The 16,563-nt window shown below is 36.2% G+C and carries 12 protein-coding genes and 1 pseudogene; 1 reads left to right on the top strand and 12 read right to left on the bottom strand.

The features are described from left to right. Positions 1-43: 43 nt before the first annotated feature. The 7 genes from GH715_RS16115 to GH715_RS16085 all read right to left on the bottom strand — a co-directional run bounded on the left by GH715_RS16115 (position 44) and on the right by GH715_RS16085 (position 8,465). Positions 44-1,357 carry an ABC transporter substrate-binding protein gene (locus GH715_RS16115; RefSeq protein ID WP_163578717.1) on the bottom strand — a complete coding sequence of 438 codons (1,314 nt, stop codon included), beginning with the start codon at positions 1,355-1,357 and terminating at the stop codon, positions 44-46. Positions 1,358-1,461: 104 nt separating this feature from the next. Next, the gene (locus GH715_RS16110) at positions 1,462-2,139 is read right to left on the bottom strand and encodes a GntR family transcriptional regulator (RefSeq protein WP_153835858.1); all 678 of its coding nucleotides are present in this window, start codon (positions 2,137-2,139) and stop codon (positions 1,462-1,464) included. 441 nt (positions 2,140-2,580) lie between these two features. Continuing rightward, complete coding sequence (locus tag GH715_RS16105) at positions 2,581-3,657, bottom strand: Gfo/Idh/MocA family protein (protein WP_153835859.1); 1,077 nt, start codon at positions 3,655-3,657, stop codon at positions 2,581-2,583. Between the two features lie 19 nt (positions 3,658-3,676). Next, on the bottom strand, positions 3,677-4,831 hold the full coding sequence (locus GH715_RS16100) for a Gfo/Idh/MocA family protein (protein ID WP_153835860.1): 1,155 nt from the start codon (positions 4,829-4,831) through the stop codon (positions 3,677-3,679). A gap of 76 nt (positions 4,832-4,907) precedes the next feature. Then, on the bottom strand, positions 4,908-5,786 hold the full coding sequence (locus tag GH715_RS16095) for a carbohydrate ABC transporter permease (protein WP_153835861.1): 879 nt from the start codon (positions 5,784-5,786) through the stop codon (positions 4,908-4,910). Between the two features lie 11 nt (positions 5,787-5,797). Beyond that, positions 5,798-6,712: an ABC transporter permease gene (locus GH715_RS16090; RefSeq protein ID WP_153835862.1), complete on the bottom strand. Its 915-nt coding sequence runs from the start codon at positions 6,710-6,712 to the stop codon at positions 5,798-5,800. Positions 6,713-6,815: 103 nt separating this feature from the next. Next, a complete protein-coding gene (locus GH715_RS16085) occupies positions 6,816-8,465 on the bottom strand; it encodes an extracellular solute-binding protein (protein ID WP_163578716.1) in 1,650 nt (549 codons plus the stop codon). A 425-nt stretch (positions 8,466-8,890) separates the two neighbouring features. Here GH715_RS16085 and GH715_RS16080 point away from each other — a divergent pair, with 425 nt between their 5' ends. Beyond that, positions 8,891-9,544, top strand: a complete 654-nt coding sequence (locus GH715_RS16080) for a YesL family protein (protein ID WP_153835863.1) — start codon at positions 8,891-8,893, stop codon at positions 9,542-9,544. Positions 9,545-9,768: 224 nt separating this feature from the next. Here GH715_RS16080 and GH715_RS16075 read toward each other — a convergent pair whose 3' ends face one another. From GH715_RS16075 to GH715_RS16055, 5 genes and pseudogenes are all read right to left on the bottom strand, one after another. Beyond that, positions 9,769-10,788 carry a Gfo/Idh/MocA family protein gene (locus tag GH715_RS16075; protein WP_153835864.1) on the bottom strand — a complete coding sequence of 340 codons (1,020 nt, stop codon included), beginning with the start codon at positions 10,786-10,788 and terminating at the stop codon, positions 9,769-9,771. Positions 10,789-10,888: 100 nt separating this feature from the next. Next, complete coding sequence (yicI, locus tag GH715_RS16070; RefSeq protein ID WP_153835865.1) at positions 10,889-13,153, bottom strand: alpha-xylosidase; 2,265 nt, start codon at positions 13,151-13,153, stop codon at positions 10,889-10,891. A gap of 21 nt (positions 13,154-13,174) precedes the next feature. After that, positions 13,175-13,639: pseudogene (locus tag GH715_RS16065) on the bottom strand (carbohydrate ABC transporter permease); the annotation flags it as partial. 46 nt (positions 13,640-13,685) lie between these two features. Next, on the bottom strand, positions 13,686-14,981 hold the full coding sequence (locus GH715_RS16060) for an ABC transporter substrate-binding protein (protein WP_153835866.1): 1,296 nt from the start codon (positions 14,979-14,981) through the stop codon (positions 13,686-13,688). 183 nt (positions 14,982-15,164) lie between these two features. Then, the gene (locus tag GH715_RS16055; protein WP_153835867.1) at positions 15,165-16,244 is read right to left on the bottom strand and encodes a LacI family DNA-binding transcriptional regulator; all 1,080 of its coding nucleotides are present in this window, start codon (positions 16,242-16,244) and stop codon (positions 15,165-15,167) included. Positions 16,245-16,563 lie beyond the last annotated feature (319 nt).

Below are 16,563 nucleotides of genomic sequence, written 5' to 3'. Positions count from 1 at the left end.
AGAGGATAAAAGTGTTTTCTTCTATCCCCTGGAGAAATGATATTTATTCAAACTGTACATTTGGATGTTCACTTACAATGTCATTCATCTGATCCACATATTCTTGAGGGGTAATATCTCCTAACAATAAAGCATCCGTTAATGGCCAATATTCTCCTTCGACTGCAGATGCAAACAATTCTTCTTCGTATGAAGGTAAAAGCTTTTCAGCATTATCCATATCATCTAAGATTTGATTTAGTATCGGATTAACGTTTTCCTCATCATATTCAACGTTTAATGCCGTATTGTTCGCAATATCCTCGACAAATCCTTTTGCAACATCACGACCAGCAATTTTTTTCATTAATTTCCATGCAGCTTCTCGTTTATCAGGATCATCATAAGCTCGTTGACTCATATAAATAAAATGTCCTGTCCCCGCTAATACAGTAGGTTCTGATTGCTCATCACCTAGAGGAAACGGAATAATTTCATATGAATCTAATAATTCTTCATCGATCGAGCCGACTGTCCAACTATGTTGATAAAACATCGGTGCTTGTTCTGCATGGAAAATTTCTAAGGATTGGGCCGTTTCCAAATTCATATAACCTTCAGGAAATGCGCCTAATTCTGCTAGTTCCTGTGCTTTTTCTGCTGCCAGCAATAAATCTTCCCCAAATTCTTGTTCTGCAGTTGCATAACTTCTTAAATCTTCGGTAGTTTGTTTTTGTGCAAACCATGTTAATAACATATATCTTGCACTATGATTATTGGCAGCAAACGGAATCAAACCAACGTCCGTGAATTGTATAACGGCTTTCTTCAATTCTTCATAATTCGTCGGGATATCTACTCCATGTTCTTCAAACAGATCTTTATTTATCATTAGATAGTAACTATAACCCTGAAATGGTAACCCATAGATGCCCCCTTGATAAGTAACAGGTCCAAATGCTCCATCCATATAGAGTCCATCTAAATCTTGATCAGATTCGATCATGTCACTAATATCAGGTATTACACCATTTTTTATATAGTTTTCAGTTCTTCTCATTCCCCAATGTGTAAAAACATCTGGTGGATCTTCTGCTGCCATTTCCGTTCTGAGCTGTTCCAAAATATCGTTACCTGCTGCTGTTTGAATATTTAGTTGAATATCATCATGTTCTTCATCAAATGCTTCAAAAGCTGGTTCCATTACTGGTGCTTGCGGTTGAGAACCTGTAAAACTGTGTAGTACCCTTAAGTTTACGATATCATCCGATCCTTCTTTTTCGCCTGTTTCACTTTCATTCAAACTACTGTCTTCTTGACAACCAATTAACACAACGAAAAACAATATACCAGATAACATTTGAATCATTCTTTTCATAATAAAAGCCTCCAAATTAAAATTATAGTTGGCAAATGTAACCGAAGTAATTGGAGCTTCCAATTGCAGCCTGTCGCAATAAACTTTCATAACAGGTATCGATTCTATTCAAAATAATCCAAATATTGCTTTTTCAATTCTTTCGTTTCAAAATGAACTAAATTAAGATGATCAAGCATAACTTTTTCAGCCTTCTCTGGTTGACCACTGGATATATTATCGAAAATTCTAGTGTGTTGATCAAATAATATTTTCCAATCATGATTAGATGCTAATCTTAATACTCTCAATCTATCAAAATGGCTGTTCATTGATCTCATCAATTTCCATATTCTTAATTTATTGCACATTTCAAATAACAATCGATGAAACTCTTCATCTAAGCCAAAAAGTTCTTGATAGGAACCTTTCTCTATACAAAACTGTTGTAATTTAAGATTTAGTTCAAGATGCATGAAATAGTCATCATTTAATTTGTTACATGCCTCTTTCACTATCGCGCATTCAATATTCTCCCTCAAAAACCTCCCTTCCTCGACTAGATCCAAGTCGATTTTGGAAACTGCTGTATACCTTTGAGGATAAATTTTTATCAATTCTTCTTCAGCAAGCTTTAAAAATGCTTCTCTTACAGGTGTTTTGCTCACGTTATAATGCAGAGCAACATCTTTCTCAGAAATTTTTTCTCCTGGCTCGTAATCTAAATTAATTATTCGATTTTTGATATGTTCATACATTTTATCCCTAGCTGATAATTGTACATGTGTTCTGTCCTTATGCATAAAGGCTTTAACTCCTTTTTTATGTTAAAGAAATATGAAGCAACCCTTTAATGAAACCAGTAAAAACTTAAGATCGATCTAATGATTGGTTCAGATAATTCACAACGGAGGGATAACGCTTACATTTTTTTGAGGTTCAACTTGTTTTTGATCACGTGTAATATCTGTAAATCTCCTTAAACCACTAGTTCCATTGTTAGTAAAAAAACATCCCTTTTTTGTACATTTTTCACGCTCCAATCCATTTACTTAAAATATATAAATTTCTTCATCCTTGCATGGTAGCATTTTAATATCTTAGTATAATTAATATTCTTGAATTCAAAAATAATTCCGGAAATTCAAACTTTCTGTTTTTAATAAAATGGAAGTTGTAATAAAAGAAGATTCTCCAAAAAAAGACATCCACCAACTTTAGTGAATGTCTTTTTTTATAAACACCTATTCAATTTTCATTGCTTTTTCCTGTGCTTCAATAGATAATTCTGCTACTCTAAAAGCATGTTCCTGTGTCATAGCATTTTCTGTGTTATTTAAACAATCTAGAATAAACGCTCCAAAATATGGAAATCCTACTTTTCCAGATAACTCGAAATGTTTTTCTTCTTTATCATTGACTAGATACAGATGATTGGAGGTATTATGATTAGCAATATCAATATACTTCCTAATCTCAATATAGCCTTCTGTTCCTAAAATAATAGCTCTTCCATCTCCCCATGTACCTAGACCATCAGGTGTAAACCAGTCTACTCTGAAATAGAAGGTTGCACCATTATCTGCTACTAGTGTTGCATCACCAAAATCTTCAAAGTCTGGATGGTCTTTATATTGATAATTGGCAACTTTACTGTGTAAGACTTTAGCATCCTTCGCACCTGCAAAGTGAAGAAACTGCTCAATTTGATGGCTACCAATATCACAGAGAATACCTCCGTAGTATTCCGGATCAAAAAACCAGTCCGGACGATTGGCAGCATTTGCTCGGTGTGGACCAGTTCCAATTACTTGAATCACCCGGCCAATTTCTCCCTGTTCAATTAACTGACTTGCATAAATGGCACTTTCTACATGTAATCTTTCACTATAGTAAACGCCCCACTTCAAACCAGTCTCTTCCACTAATCGACGAGCTTTTTTTACTTGTTCCTGCTTAATGAAGGCGGGCTTATCCGCAAAAAAATGTTTACCGTGATGTAATGCTTTTTCCCCTATCTCATAACGACTTACCGGGATACTTGCACATGCAATTAAATGTATCGAATCATCATTATAGATAATATCTTCGTTATCAACACTTTTTACTTGAGGGAATTTGTTACAAAATGCTTCAACCTTCTTTGGATCAGGATCATAGACATATACTAAATCTGTTCCCGCTTCAATCAGACCATTACACATTCCATAAATATGACCATGATCTAAACCAATTGCAGCAATTCGAAATTCCCCAGGATCAACTACTTTATTGGATTTTCCTTCTGGTGCATAATTCATACCATCTTTTTTATTAACCATAGTAACCTCCTTACAACATCTATTCGTACTTACCACCAGTTGTAATTTCCGTATCAGAGAAATTCTCTACCGATGCTCCTTTTTCATAGAAGTGTTTCGCATTTTGTAAAATACCTTCTCTCGTGTAAAAAGGACTCTCTTTCGTTAATGGTAATGTCACCGTACGCTGGTAGTTGGCAGATTCATAGATTGCTGTAATCAACTCTAAAGTTTGACGTCCTTGTATGCCATCAACCAATACCGGTTTGTTTTCTATAATCGCATCAAGTACATTTTCAATCTGACCGGGATGTCCTTCATACTCTAAATCTGGCTGACTGTTAAATGCTTCTGTCAATAACCGCTCGAGTTCAGGATCATCATTCGGAAAGCCATTTTCCTTTGAAGTTGACGCCTTTACCTTCCATGGTACGGAGACACGCGCTTTCTTACCTTGGAAAATCAACTGCTGCTCTTCTCCATGATGAACAACAGAACTAGTGATTTGCGCTAAGCTCCCATCCTGATAACGACCAATTGCAATAGAAATGTCCTCTACTTCAGCATTGTCATGAGCCGTATTGCTTGTTACTGCCGTTATTTCGGATGGCATGCCTCTCATCCATTGGAAAATATCAATATGATGTACAGCATGATTTAATGTGCAGCCCCCGCCTTCTTTTTCCCAAGTACCTCGCCACCATAAATCATAATAGCTATGTCCTCTCCACCAGAAAGAATCAACTTGTGTATGGAGAATCGGGCCCATTAATTCTGTTTCGAGTACATGCTTCAATTTCATCATTGGTGTAGTAAATCGGTTTTGAGCAACAACCGATAGAATTTTGTTATTCCGTTTGCCGGCTTCAACCATTGCGTCACATTCTTCTAAAGAAGATGCCATCGGTTTCTCAACCAGTACATGTTTTCCAGCGTCCAAACTGTGTATCGCAATATCTGCATGAGTATATGGTGGTGTACAAATAGAGATTAGATCAACCTCTTCCTTGTCAATCAGATCCTGATAATTGTCAAATACATGCGCATCTAAGTTGAAATCTTGTTTGATTTTTTCCGCTTTTTCTGGATAAATATCACATAATGCAACAATCTTACACTTACTAGGAAATTGTAGATAACTCTTTACATGAGATGGACATATTGCTCCTGTACCAATAATTGCTACTTTTAACATGAAACCTCTCCAATCTATTAAAAATTAATTAACTTCCATATAGTAAAGTAATATTCGTGGTTGCGAGAAATATTTATTATTCTTTCTCAGCTCCTAAAACGATACCTTTAACAAAATATTTCTGGATAAACGGGTAGACAATCAACATAGGTAATGCTGAAATAAAAATTTGCGCTGACTCTACTGTACGTTGAGACATGTTCTTCAATTCCTCAGCGTCGGTAACATTACTCAAGTCTTTCCTAACAACAATGGACTGTAAGAAAGTCTGAAGGGGATAATTTCGTTCATTAGTCATATAAATCAGACCATCGAACCACTGGTTCCAGTGAAATACCATGGTAAATAAGGAAACCGTCGCAATTGCTGGAATCGAAATTGGCAAATAAATCTTTAAAAATATCGTAAAGTGACCGGCACCATCAATAAACGCAGATTCCTCTAATGACTTTGGTACGGACGTACGGAAGAAATTTAATAAAAGAATTAAGTTAAAAGCATTGATTGCTGTAGGCAATACTAATGCCCAAAGCGTATCACCTAGTCCAAGACCAGTGACAATAATATAGGTTGGTACAATACCACCGTTGAATAACATTGTAAATACGAAAAACCACATATACCATTTACGACCTTTAAACTCTTCGTCATACTTGGACAAGCCATAAGCGGCACATAATAATAACCCCATTGAAATGATCGTCCCTAATACTGTACGCTGTATAGCAATGAGTAAGGATCTGATAAAATTATCATTTCCTATTGTTTTGTCATAAGCATCCCATGTAAAATCAACTGGCCATAACGAGACCATATTACCTGACGCTGCTGCACTACCACTTAATGAAACTGCTAAAATATGAATAAGTGGCAAAATACAAATAATAGCAAGGAATGCTAAAAAAATGTAATTAAAGACAGTGAAAATTTTATAGCCTTTTGTTTTGTATATCATGCTATTACCTCCTAGAAAATTCTCCAGTTTGCATATTTATAAGCAAGACGATAACCTAATACGATTAGGAAGAAACTGATCACAGATTTAAATAAACCAACTGCTGTACCAAAACTGAAGTCACCATCTATTAAAGCTCGCCGATAAACATACGTATCAATGATATCTCCTGTCTCATAAACTAGTGGATTATACAGGTTAAAAATCTGGTCAAAACCAGCATTTAAAATATTTCCAAGAGATAATGTTCCGACAACAATAATAATCGGCATCATTGCTGGCAACGTAATATATAACGTTTGTTTCCATTTATTTGCACCATCAATATGTGCTGCCTCATATAAATTTGGATTTACTGCTGTAATAGCTGCTAAAAAGACTATAGTGTTAAATCCTGTTTCTTTCCATAAATCTGTTACAACAACTGTAGGCACAAACCAAGTATTATCACCTAAGAAAAAGATTGGTTCTATACCAAATATCCCTAAAAACTGATTAAACAAACCACCTTCTGGCGACAGTAAATCTAGCAAAATACCTCCAAGGATTACCCACGAAAGGAAATACGGTAAATAAATGACCGTTTGCACTGTCCTTTTATATACAGTGTGGTAAACTTCATTTAATAGTAAAGCAATTGCAATCGGAACAATTAAACCAAATATAAGTTTCAAGACTGAAATAACCAATGTATTCCAAATCACCTGTTTTGCATGATCTGTTTGAATAATGGTTTGAAAATGCTCAAAACCTATCCATTCAGATTGAAAAAAACCTAACCACGGTTTATAATCTTGGAATGCCATGATCAAACCACCCATTGGAGCATATTGGAAAAATAATGCTACAATAACAGCTGGTAATATTAATATATGTAAGGGCCAATTACGTCTCATGTTCCACTTTTGTTTTTTCTTTACCTCCATCTCATATCCTCCTTTACTAACGATCTGTATAAATGAAGGAAGGTGTGAATTAAATAAATAAAAATATTTAATTCACACCTGATGCTTCACAAATTATTGGCTATTATTCTACACTTTGTACTTCTTGGTACCATTCATTTACTTCTTCTGTAACTTGATCTCCACCATTATCTTTCCACTCTTCAACAAAGCTATCAAATTCTTCTAACTCTACATTACCCATCACTATATCCGCAAAAATCTCTAATTCGAGTTGTTCTAGGTTAGACCATTGATCGGCCATCGTTTCTGTAGGAGCACCAGTAAATTTGTTTTCAATTCGAATGTCATTGGAACGGTTGATGATAGCTGCTGCTTCAATATATTCTGGATCTCTTTGAGCTAAGTCTGTTTCATATGCACCAGATGGCTCTTTATCAGGGTTCTCATGAAATTCTTGTAACAAGCCATACATTTTATATGGGAATGTTGGAACATTTGTTGGTAAGAAATAGCGACCTGGATCGACTTTTTCCTCACCAGTTTCTTCTTCAATAACATCCGGATCGTAGACAGGCTCACCATCTACCATAATATAGTCATAACCTTCAAATAAGCCATCCTCAAAGTATTCAGAATCATTTAAAATATATCCATATGTCTCATCCCAGTATTCAAAGAACTTCTCCCAATCATCAAATTCGGAACTAAACAAGAATGATCCTGTCAATAATGATTCACCTTTACGACCTATTTCACCATCCGGACCACTAGGAAGTTGATAAGGCTTAATAACAGCATCTGGGTCATTCGATGTTATTTCTCCAAATGGCCAATCCCATGCCCAAGGAGGACCAAATGCTATTCCTGTTTTACCAGATACGAAATTCTCTTGTGCCTGATCTGCTGCAGCTACTGCAAGTTCTTGAGAAATATATCCCTTATCCATCCATTCCTTCATCTTATTTAAACTATCTTTCATGCTTTCTTGAATGGATCCATATACTAGATTTCCATCTTCACCTTCCGACCAGAGTCCTGGAACATAATCACCATACATACCGAATACCGGGCTAGTATCACCAATATTTGTTCTACCAAAACCAACTTCACCAGCAGATAGTAACAAACCAAAGGTATCATCTTTACCATTACCATCTGGATCTTTATTTACAAAAGCATCCATCACTGCTTCTAATTCTTCTAATGTTTCCGGTGCCTCCAAGCCAAGATTATCTAACCAATCCTGACGTACCCACATTAATGATTCTGTACCATTACCACCAGAGAATCTTGGAAGCCCGTATCTTTTTCCATCAATAGTAGCTTGGTTAAAGGCATCAGAAAATTCATCAAAAATATCCTTTAAGCGATCTGGAGCATGCTCTTCAATTGCTTCTCCTATCGGTTGAACCTTTCCCGACTCAACCAAGTCAGCAATTAATTGCGTATCTGTTACTTGAAATACATCTGGTAAAGGCTCATTGGATGACATCATTAAACGAATTTGTTGATTATACTGTTCATCATTTGGACGTGTCCATAAGTATTCAAAGTTAATGCCTAATTCCTCTTCAGCCCATCTTGTTACAACATTGTCGTTAACATCTTCACCATCCTTGTAAACGGTACCATCATCTTGTGTACGTACCGTCGTGATAGTTGTTAAACCATCTTCCTCAGAGTCGTTACTGCTATCACTACTTTCCATACAACCTACCAATAAAGTAATGGTAATGAACACAAACAATGCACTGAATAATTTTTTTTGCACTTGCTGACCCTCCCGAGAAATTTAATAAATTGTACCTAATTAACCCTACCTCAATACCTGATATAACGCTTTCATTTTTTGGGTATTTACTGGAGATTCATCACCCCTTTCACCGGATATTCCAAATACTTCATTACTTGGAATAGGTGTTGGTACTAAAATAAAATAAGCGATAACACTCCTACTTCCAACTATTAATCTGCTATGTATGGCACATAAGAAATACTAGTATGGTAGTTTAGATAATAGAATGTATTGCTCCTCTATGCATTATTTGATATGATAAAGGAAACAATCTGATATAACTAGTATACTAGTGAACGATTAATTTATTTAATTATAACGCGTTTTTATTAAATGTACAATATTTTTTTCTGGACAATTGTCAATATGCTAAGCAAAAACCTAATGTAGAGGTGAATACAATGAATCAAAATGGGTTGATTACAAAACTTTATACAGTGATGGAATGGATAACAAGAATTGCGTATGTCAATGTTCTCTGGATTTTATTTAGTGTGTTTGGTCTTTTATTATTCGGTGTTGCGCCAGCTACTGCATCGATGTTTACAATAACTAGACAATGGTTGAAAGGGAACATTGACATTTCTGTTTTTAAAACGTTTTGGCGATCCTATAAAACACACTTCGTCCAAGCAAACCTTTTGTTATGGCCAATAGCTGTTCTTGCCTACTTGTTATATATTAATTATCAATATTTGTTTTTAGTTCCTCCGTCTATCTATTACCTAATGCTCTTTATTTTTGCAACATTGTCACTTATTTTTTTAATATTATTGTTTTATATCTTTCCAGTGTTGGTGCACTTTGATCACAAAACATTTGATTATTATAAAATCGCACTATTAACAGGAGTCTCTAATCCGTTTCTTACGATTACCATGTTTGTTACTACTTTGCTGATCGGATTATTGACAGAACGTATACCGGGGATTTTGCCATTTTTCCCTATGTGTCTTTCCAGTCTTATTATCATGCACCTGGCATTATTAGCTTTTAAAAAATTACAAAAAAAGAGTATAAATCGACCAATAAGAAAAGCGCAAAGCGCCCGCTAAAAAACGTAGCGGCTGGAGCGAATCAACTGAGATAAAGGAATCACTGAGAATAGTGAACCGATGATGACTTATCGTAGGGCGATTCGTGAAATCGCCTAGTTTTTGGGCGCTCGGAGCTAGACATCTGCGTAAATTTTATACGTTGCTTACTTATTAAAAAAACGAACGCAAGGACATCTAGCTAGTCTTTGCGTTCGTTTTATATGAATCCAGTTAAAACGCTATTACAAATAAACTTTCTCACCTTTTTCTGCACTTTCTATTGCTGCAAATACCATTTTCATACTATGAATATTATCATGACAATCTGTTTCAGCTTGACGATTTTCTTCCAAAGCAGCAAACATTTCATCTAAGCAGCCAGCATGTTCTTCTTTCCCAGTCCAACTATTTAGTATCGTGCTTTGTTCTGTTTCTTTCAAAAAAGCTGTGTCAGATGGCTTCTTGACGATTTCGGTTGTAAGATGATCAAAGCCGTCCCATTTAGCTGTCCCTTTCGTTCCGATAATTCGCCAATCCCCGTTCCATGACGTGCGAAATCCTTCTGCTGCCCAGGAACCACGGAATGTAAATACAGACCCATCTGCCATTTCAAAAATACAAATAGCAGAAGCATTACCGTTATACCATGAACCCGTCGGATTGAATTCATGACAATAGACAGAGACAGCATTGCTTTTTGAAATATATCTCGCCTGATCAAATGTATGTATTGCCATATCGACAATTAACGGATGATCCATTTGCTCACGAAATCCGCCAAAATGAGGACCTAAGTAGAAATCAACGTTTACTGTATGAACTTTCCCTAATCCATCCCTTTCCAAGAAATGGCGAAGGGATCTTATTTCTTTGAGATACCGTCGATTTTGCATGACACTATATGTTCTGCCTGTCCGTTCTGCAATTTTTTTCACTTCCAGAGCATCGTTTAAAGATTCCGCCATCGGTTTTTCACCGAATACATGACAACCAGCTTCAAGTGCTGTTGTAACAACTTGTTTATGAGCAGCTGGAATGGTCACATCGAAGACGAGATTGGCTCCTGTTTCTTTTATGGCTGTTGCTATATCTGTAAAAATAGGTACGTGTAAGTTTCGTTGATCAGCCTTTTTCTGAGCTGCTTCCTTATTGAGGTCGACCAACCCTACTATTGAGGCATTTTCACGTTGTTCCACGTAGTCCAACCAAACATTTGCCATACCGCCACATCCTCCAACTATAATGTGATGTTTTGTAGACATAAACTCACCCCTTCACCACTCCATGATAACGGATTCATTCAGAGAATACTAGAATTTAGTATTCGCGAGATAAGTGTAAATATCTCGCGAATACTCTGCATTATATTTCAATTGTAACGTTTTGTTTTCCAGCGTTTACGGATACTTTCTTATGGCCGACAATTTCAATATGATAGGCTTGCTCGACACCGGTTGTCTGTACTTGAATCTTATTAGCATTTCGTTCTGCTACAATTGCCCCAATCTCTTCACCTTTTGCGTTAACAAGTGTGCGTTCCGCTTTTTGTTTGTTTGATAACTGATAGATTTTAAAGGTTACACCATCGGTATAGTCATAGACAGGATTCTCTTCACTTGTTCCTAAAGGTAAAATGGTATTCGATTTTACAAAAAGCGGTAGACTAAAGTAATCGTAATGTTCTTTTATCCATGTACCACCATTCACTATTTCTCCGGTTAAAAGGTGTGTCCATCTACCTTCTGGCAAGTAGAAAGAGCCGATTCCTTCCTCATTGAAGATTGGTGCTACAAGTATGGAATCTCCCAACATATATTGACGATCTAATGTTTCACATAGTGGATCATCTGGGAATTCTAACAACATCGAACGCATAACAGGGACGCCTGTTTGACTATTTTCTACTGCTTGCCCATAAAGATAAGGCATTAAACTATTTTTTAACTTAGTAAAGTGACGCGCAACATCTACGGCTTCGTCATCAAAGTTCCATGGTACTCGATAGGAAGAACTACCGTGAAAACGGCTATGGCTTGAAAGTAAACCGAATGCTGTCCACCGCTTGAATACATCCGGAGTCGCAGTATTTTCAAAACCACCGATATCATGACTCCAATAACCAAAGCCTGAAGTTGTTAATGATAAACCGCCACGTAAACTTTCGGCCATCGCATCGTATGTCGAGTCACAGTCACCACCCCAGTGTACTGGGAATTGTTGTCCACCTGTAGTGGCTGATCGCGCAAATACAACCGCTTCCTCTTCACCTTTTACATCTTTCAGTAAATCAAACACTACTTTGTTGTATAAATAAGCATAGTAGTTGTGCATTTTCTGCGGATCTGATCCATCATGGTACACGACATCCGTCGGGATTCGTTCACCAAAATCTGTTTTAAAGGAATCTACACCCATATCCAATAATACCTTCAGCTTGTCTTGGAACCATTTGCATGCATCTGGGTTCGTAAAATCAACAATTCCCATACCTGCTTGCCATAAATCCCATTGCCATACATCACCGTTTGGCTTCTTTAATAAATAACCTTTTTCCATTCCTTCATCAAAAAGTACTGACTTCTGTGCAATATATGGATTGATCCAAACACAAATCTTCAGTCCTTTGTCTTTCAGTCGCTTTAACATCCCTTCTGGATCTGGGAAATTACGGCGATCCCAAATAAAGTTACTCCACTCGAATTCTTTCATCCAGAAACAATCAAAATGAAAGACACTTAGTGGGATACCACGTTCTGCCATGCCATCAACAAAATGATTAACCGTTTCCTCATTATAGTCTGTCGTAAAAGAAGTGGATAACCATAAGCCAAATGACCATGCAGGAGGTAAGGCAGGTTTTCCTGTTAATTCTGTATAACGACTGACTACTTCTTTTGGTGAAGGGCCATTAATAAAGTAATAATCTAGATATTCTCCTTCAACACTAAACTGAGCGCGAGATACCGTTTCAGAGCCTAACTCATAGCTCACTTCTTCAGGATGATTGACAAAAACACCATACCCTTTACTACTTAAATAAAAAGGAATATTTTTATATGATTGTTCAGAGCTTGTGCCACCATCTTTGTTCCAGATATCAACTGATTGACCGTTTTTTATAAATGGCGTAAAACGTTCACCTAAACCATAAAGATGCTCTCCTACTCCAAGGCGTAATTGACCACGCATATAGGTTTTATTTGCCGGCCCATCAATCCATGCTAGTCCTTTTCCATCAGCATCTGTTAATCTACCATTAGCATTTTCAAATGATAATGCAAAATTTTGTTTAGATATTTGTAAGCGAAGAGTTCCACTCGTGAAAGAAACATACTCTTCATTCTCTTCTAACGCTATCGAATTGTGTTGATCACTAATATCAAAGTTTGGATATTTCGCTTTGCCACCTTTAAAATGCCATGTTTCAACACGAATCACTTCATCAATAGGGGATGAAATTTTAATCGTTAACAATGGGCCATCTAGAGTGTCTCCACGATGATTGAGATATTTACATGGTGCATATAAGGTTACCGAACCATCTATCTCTTCCACCTCATGAATTAGTTTTGGAAAATGTATTTCATACCCCTCTCTTACTAACCAATTACCGTCTGTAAACTTCATATCTTTTCCTCCTGTATTAAATTATTTAACTGCGCCTTCAGAAATACCATCAATAATATATCTTTGTAGGAACATATATAAAACAATTATTGGAATCATCGCAATAACTAAAGCTGCTAAGGCAAGATGCCATTGTGTGGAATATTCACCAAAGAAATAGAACGTTTTCAACGGAATGGTATACATCCCTTCTTTATTGATCACAAGTGATGGAAGTAAGTAATCATTCCAGAACCAGATCGCATTCAGAACAATAACCGTTACCGTCGTTGACTTTAACATGGGCAACATGATGTACCAATAAACTTGAAATCTATTACAACCATCAATAATCGCCGCTTCATCTAAAGCTTTCGGAATCCCTTTCATTGCACCTACGTATAAGAAAACTGCTAGACTAGACCCTAACCCTAGATACATAATGGCTAAACCAGTGCGATTTAATAAATCTACTGCACCAAATAGCGAAACTAAAGGAATCATAATAGGATGGAGCAAAAATATGTTTTTGCTCCATCTTTCCTGGGGATCTTTAACGCATTTCTGAAAATGCATTGCTAGTTGCTTCCTTAAATTCTTCCCAGCTTTGTTGTTCACCTAAATATTTTTGAAACTCTGGATGTAACGCTTCAGAGAAAAAGCCATCAGGATACTGGTTATTCGCCCAAATTTTCCCTTTTCCATCTAATAAATACTGATATACTTCCGCTGATACTGGATCTGAAATGGAATCGGTATCATAACCTTCATGGGAAGGAACATATTTAAAATCTTCGACAATTAATTCTTTTCCTTTGTCAGAAGTATACATCCAATCGATAAATTTCTTAGACTCTTCTACTACTGCTTCATCTTTCTCTTTATTAATACCCCAATACCATGACGGACCGGCAACAAGTTTCCCTTCGGTATCGGAAGAAACAAAGAGAGGAAGAATGCCAAGTTTTTCTTGTGCAAAACTTTCGTCCATACTATTTAATGTTGGAACGATCCAGTTACCTTGGTGAATAATCGCTGCTCTATCATTTGCAAATAATTCTTCTACTGACGTACTGTAGTCTAATGATAGAATAGGTTGATAGTTATAGTTGTTAAATAAATCTGTATATTCTTTCATACGTTCACCATACTCAAAGTTCAGTTCCTCTGATTCGAAAGCTGTCTTAACATCATTACCAAATTCCGGAGCTGTAAAATGGCTTGAGAATTGACTTACGACCCAGTCTTCTTTTGCACTAAAGGCAAATACCGAATCTATCCCTAATTCTTCTTTTTGAGAATCAATAGTTTCTACTGCTTCCACAAATTTGTCGTAACTATCAATCGTTGACGGATCTACCCCTGCTCTTTCAAAGATATCTTTGTTAATCATCCAACCATATCCTTCAATATTTAAAGGAATGCCATATGGTGTACCATTCATAGAAGCACCCTCTAAAGTGCCGTCAATAGCTGTTTTAGCACTCTCCATATCTGATACATCTAACAAATATTCACTATATTTTTCGACATCCGACAGACCACCTAATAAAAAGATCGATGGTGCTTCACCAGAAGAAAACTTAGCTTGTAATGCCGATGGAGCATCTTGCCCACCACCAACTGTTGTTACATTAATTTTTACATTTTCATTTTCACTCTCATAAATATCGATTAAGTTATTTAGTTGATCCGTTGTTTCTACTTTTATATTAAACAAATCAACAACTACTTCATCCCCTTGACCTGATGACTCTCCATTGTCACCGCTTTCATTTGAACTACACGCAACAATTAAACACATAGAAGCTAACATTATGAACGAAATAAAAACTAATCTAAATTTCATCATTGACCTCCTTAGATTTGATATCAATAGTTGATAGAATTGGTACCTGTTCAACTTTCACCTTCCCATGATGTACGTACATCATTTCAAGGTGAAAAAGTAGATGAAGCACGCTATAAAAGCGCATTCATCTTTAGGTAACTCATCTATTTATTAATATGATATATCAGAAAATGATGTACGTCAATCATTTTCCTGTTTATTAATCAAATTATTTTCGTTATTGATATAATATTTTGCATTAGCCTTCGTTACGATTTCAGGTTTGACAATATATGAACTGATATCGTTGATATTATCATCTAAAAAGTAGTTCATTATTTTTTTCAATGAAAAGTTAGCTTGTGCTACCGGATCTTGACAGATTGAAGCAGTGATAAGATCCTTTTGAAACGCATGATAAATAGTTTCGTTAATATCATGACCGATGATGACAGGCTTTTTCTCCCATTTCTCTATATTTGGGATAAACTTATCTAATAAACCACCAGCTACATAGATAGCATCTGCAGCCAGCAGTAATTCTTTATGGTCTTTTAACAATTTTTCTACTTGTTCCTCTTCGATATAAGCAGATGTATCATACTTAATTTTTTGTAATTGATAATTTACGTTCAATTTTTTGAAATAATCAGTAAATCCATTTTCTTTATTTTGCATTTGGAAGGTGTTTTCTTTTTCTCTTATAAATACAATATGTTGTGCGCTTCTACTAAATAAGTAGATTAGCTCTCCAGCCAGAAAACCCGCATCATAATAGTCACTACCTACATATGCTATACGTTGACTATTTGGTACGTCTGTGTTTATAGTAAACACTGCTATCTCTTCTTTTGTTGCTTGATCGATAATTTTTTCAAGTGGTTTCGTATCATGTGCCGCTATCACAATTCCTTGATATTCCTTCGAATCTACAATTTCCTGCAAATATTCTACTTGCTGATTTTCAGGCACTGTATGTACTCGATGGACATCGACTTTTAATCCGAACTCAGAATAAAGCATGGCTCCTTCTTTAATTTCAAAATCTAAGTCGTCCCAAAAATAATTAGGAAATACAGGAAGAATAAAGGCAATATTAATTACCTTTTGCGTTGCTAAGAATTTAGCTGCTCTATTCCGTTGATAACCTAACTCGTGAGCTTTAGATTTTACTTTCTGTATCGTCTTTTCACTTACCCCTTTCCTATTATTTAAAACTCGATCAACTGTAGCTGGAGATAAACCTAGTTCATCTGCTATCATTTTTGCTGTTACTCGCATTTGTTAGCCACCTCTATACAAGAATGTTTTACTTTTATGTAATCGTCCTCATTATTTACACTTTTTATCTGATTGTCAAGTTTTTCATAGGATAAGAAAAGCGCAGAGCGCCCGTTTAGAAACGTAGCGACTGGAGCGGATCAACTGAGATAAAGGAATCACGGTGAGTTTACGAACCGATGATGACTTATCGTAGGGCGATTCGTGAAGTCGCCTAGTTTCTGGGCGCTTGCGTAGACAGGCACCCAATTTTTATACTTTCTTTATAAGAAAAACCGGAAAAGCCCACCCGGTCCTGTCCAAAGTAGTTATTTTGACA

The organism is Gracilibacillus thailandensis (assembly GCF_010994055.1).
Classification (GTDB): domain Bacteria; phylum Bacillota; class Bacilli; order Bacillales; family Amphibacillaceae; genus Gracilibacillus; species Gracilibacillus lacisalsi.
The sequence above is the reverse complement of the archived record's forward strand: the minus strand, read 5'-3'. Positions and strand labels throughout refer to the sequence as shown.